The following is a 3,462-nucleotide window of genomic DNA, read 5'->3' as shown; positions in this document are numbered from 1 at the left end:
GTCATTGCGAGCGCAGCGAAGCAATCCAGGGCAATTCCACCCCGCCCTGGATTGCTTCGCTACGCTCGCAATGACGAAGCGACGGCGGCGATGCGCAGCGCACATCGATCAAGCTGCACAGCGGCATGGATGGAGTGGACGCCGCGCGCGTAAGTCTGAAGGCACGGAAAAAGCCGCAAACCAGTGCGGCGGATGTGGGGCGATGGAGAGATGGATTTGTCAGGTTCGATAGAAGCGGCCACCCCGACGGGTACGCGCCCGACGAAGGTGCGTTTTCTCATCATCGCGCTGATCTTCGTCATCACCTCGCTGAACTATGCGGACCGTTCCACCTTCTCGATCGCGGGGGCTTCGGCCTCGGCGGAGCTGGGGCTGGATGCGGTGCAGACCGGGTTCATCCTCTCCGCCTTCGCCTGGGCCTATTCGCTGGCGCAGATCCCCGGCGGCGCGCTGCTCGACCGGTTCGGGACGCGGCCGATCTACATCGCCGCGATCGGGACATGGTCGTTCTTCACGGTGCTGCAGGGCTTCGCGGGCTTCATCCTCGGCGCGACGGTGGTGACGCAGCTGTTCCTGCTGCGCTTCCTCGTGGGTCTGTGCGAGGCGCCCTCGTTCCCCGGCAATGCGCGCATCGTCGCCGCATGGTTCCCGGCGCGCGAGCGCGGGACGGCCTCGGCGATCTTCAATTCGGCGCAGTATTTCTCGCTGGTGGCCTTCGCGCCGCTGATGGGCTGGGTGGTCCATGAATTCGGCTGGCGCGCGGTGTTCTTCGTGATGGGCGCGCTGGGCCTGATGGCGATGTGCGCTTTCGCCGCCTTCATCCGCGAGCCGACCCGCCACAAGTGGGCCAACGCCGCCGAAGTCGAACTGATCCGCGAAGGCGGCGGCCTTGTCGAACCGGAAGGCCGCAAGGACAAGGCCGCCGAGCCGACCTTTACCTGGAGCAACGTGCGCCAGCTGCTGACCAGCCGCATGATGATCGGCGTCTACCTCGGCCAGTACTGCATCAACGTGCTGACCTATTTCTTCGTGACGTGGTTCCCGATCTATCTGGTCAAGGATCGCGGCTTCAACATCATGGAGGCCGGGTTCGTCGCCGCGCTGCCCGCGCTGTGCGGCTTCGTTGGCGGCGTGGCGGGCGGCGTGATGTCGGACATGCTGCTGGCGCGCACCGGCTCGATCACGATGGCGCGCAAGGCGCCGCTGCTGGCGGGGATGCTGCTGGCCAGCCTCATCATGGTCGCGGCCAAAGTGGAGAGCCAGGTCGGCGTGGTGCTGCTGATGTCGGTCGCGTTCTTCGGCAAGGGCGTCGCCTCGCTCGGCTGGGCGGTGATGTCCGACGTGGCGCCGCGCAAGCTGGCGGGTCTGGCGGGTGGGGTGTTCAACACCTTCGGGAATGCCGCCGGGATCGTCACCCCCATCGTCGTGGGCATCCTCGTCGCGCAGGCGGGATCGTTCGACACCGCGCTCGTCTTCGTCGGCGCGCATTGCCTCTTGACCATCGTTGCCTATTTCGTCGTCGTGCAGAAGCTCGAGCGACTGGAGCTTGCCGCATGAATTTCGACCGTCGTACCGTACTGCTGACCACCGGCGCGCTGATGCTGGTTCCGGCCATAGCCCGCGCCGGATCGGCCGAGATCGCCATCGACACGCCGATGGCCGCGCCGCGCTGGGCGGTGCTCCAGCGCCACCTCATCGCCATGCAGGGCGACGCCGCCCGCGCCTTCCACGACCGCTACTTCAACGCGAAGCACGAGATCGAGGCGTTCCTGCGCTGGGGCGCCAACGACGGCCCCGACGACGCCATCGAGGCGATCAACGACTGGCCCTACCTCTACCTCATCGGCGGCGAGGCGGGCCTGCTCGACCTCGCACAAAAGGTGCAGGAAGCCCACTTCGCGCAATACTCCCGCGCCCGCACCAAAGACGTGCTGATGGGCCGGAACGGCATGTACGTGCGCGAATTCCCGCCGCAGATGGACTGGCAGCACATCAGCGAGGGCCTGACCACCTTCAACCAGCTCGGCCTGTGCAGCCCGGACGACCGCAAGCTGATCGAGCGCGCCCGCCGCTTCGCCGATTTCTACACCGGCCGCGATCCCATCGCGCGCAACTACGATCCGAAGCTGAGGCTCATCCGTTCGATGTTCAACGGCAGCATCGGCCCGCTGATGCGCCCGGCGACGATGCTCGACTGGGCGGGCGACCCCTTCGACACCGCGCCGTTCGAGATGGTCCACGGCGAATCGAGCTACAAGGACACGCTGGAGCACTACCGCGAATATACCGAGACGGTCGGCGACAACCCGCTGAACCTGCACTCGACCGCGCTGGGCTTCAACGCCTGGATGCTGACCGGCGAAGTGCGCTTCCGCGACTGGATGCTGGAGTATGTCGAGGCATGGGCGGCGCGGGCAAAGGCCAACGGCGGCATCCTGCCCAGCAATATCGGGCCGGACGGCAAGGTCGGCGGCGGCGCGGGCGGTCACTGGTGGGGCGGCACCTACGGCTGGGGGTTCAGCCCGATCAACCCCGTCACCGGCAAGCGCGAGCACCGCAACCGCATCCCGCGCGCGATCATGGGCTTCATGAATGCCTATATGGCGACCGGCGACGACCGCTACCTGCAAGTCTGGCGCGACCAGAACGCGGCGATCAACGCACAGTCGCGCAAGATCGACGGGGTGCTCTCCGCACCCACGATGCACGGTGCGCAGGGGTGGTACAGCTTCAAGCCCGGCCCCTACCGCTTCAATACCGGCGAGATCTGGTACTTGTCGCAAGCCGAGGCCGACCGCGCGGCGATGGAGCCGACGCCGTGGACGCAGTTCCTCGACGGCAAGCAGGACGGCTGGGCCGAACAGTCGCTGCTGGACGACATGGAGCGCGTGCGCACCCAGATGGTCCGCGTCCACGAGGACAGGACGACTGCCGCCACTCGCCTTGCCGACAACCCGATCGAGCGTAACCCGGTCTCGGTGACGGCGCTGCTGCACCAGACCATGGGCGCGATCCACGTCGCGCGGCCGCCGTGGTCGAAGACCTCTCCCAACCAGGGCGGCACGCTGCTCTTCGCGCGGTTGCGGCACTTCGACGCCGACCGCAAGCGTCCGGGTCTGCCCGAAGACGTGGCGGCACTGGTAGAGAAGATGGATGCCGGGACGACGACGCTCTCGCTGGTGAACCTCAACCCTGCGCTGGCGCGGCGGCTGGTGATCCGCGGCGGCGGCTATGGCGAGCATCGCATCGAGGCGGTGCGGATCGGCGACAGGCGCATGCCGGTGGGCGATCGCGACGTGGCGCTCAGGCTGGAGCCGGGCGCGGGCGCAAGGGTTGTGCTGGAGATGAACCGGTTCAGCCAGCCGCCGACACTGGCGTGGCCGCAGATGTAATCGTCGTCCCGGACTTGATCCGGGACCGCTGGCCATGAACGGCCCACCTTGCTGCGCGCGCAGCACGCTC

Annotated in this window: 2 protein-coding genes; both read left to right on the top strand. The window is 67.2% G+C overall.

Annotated features, from left to right (window positions below; translation table 11 throughout):
* Nucleotides 1–210 precede the first annotated feature (210 nt).
* Nucleotides 211–1,557: an MFS transporter gene (locus tag ACYPYD_RS06980; protein WP_211149499.1), complete on the top strand. Its 1,347-nt coding sequence runs from the start codon at nt 211–213 to the stop codon at nt 1,555–1,557.
* Nucleotides 1,554–3,392, top strand: coding sequence for a hypothetical protein (locus ACYPYD_RS06975; RefSeq protein ID WP_459662591.1), 1,839 nt, complete (start codon nt 1,554–1,556; stop codon nt 3,390–3,392). Before ACYPYD_RS06980 ends, ACYPYD_RS06975 begins: the two co-directional genes overlap by 4 nt.
* The last annotated feature ends 70 nt before the right edge of the window (nt 3,393–3,462 follow it).

This window comes from Novosphingobium sp. 11B (assembly GCF_054589055.1).
Note: the sequence above shows the minus strand (reverse complement) of the source record. Positions and strands in the feature narration are given on the sequence as shown.

Bases quoted from the DNA above. Each gene is read 5' to 3' on its own strand.
- ACYPYD_RS06980 (WP_211149499.1), top strand. From the start codon at position 211: ATGGATTTGTCAGGTTCGATAGAAGCGGCCACCCCGACGGGTACGCGC.
- ACYPYD_RS06975 (WP_459662591.1), top strand. From the start codon at position 1,554: ATGAATTTCGACCGTCGTACCGTACTGCTGACCACCGGCGCGCTGATG.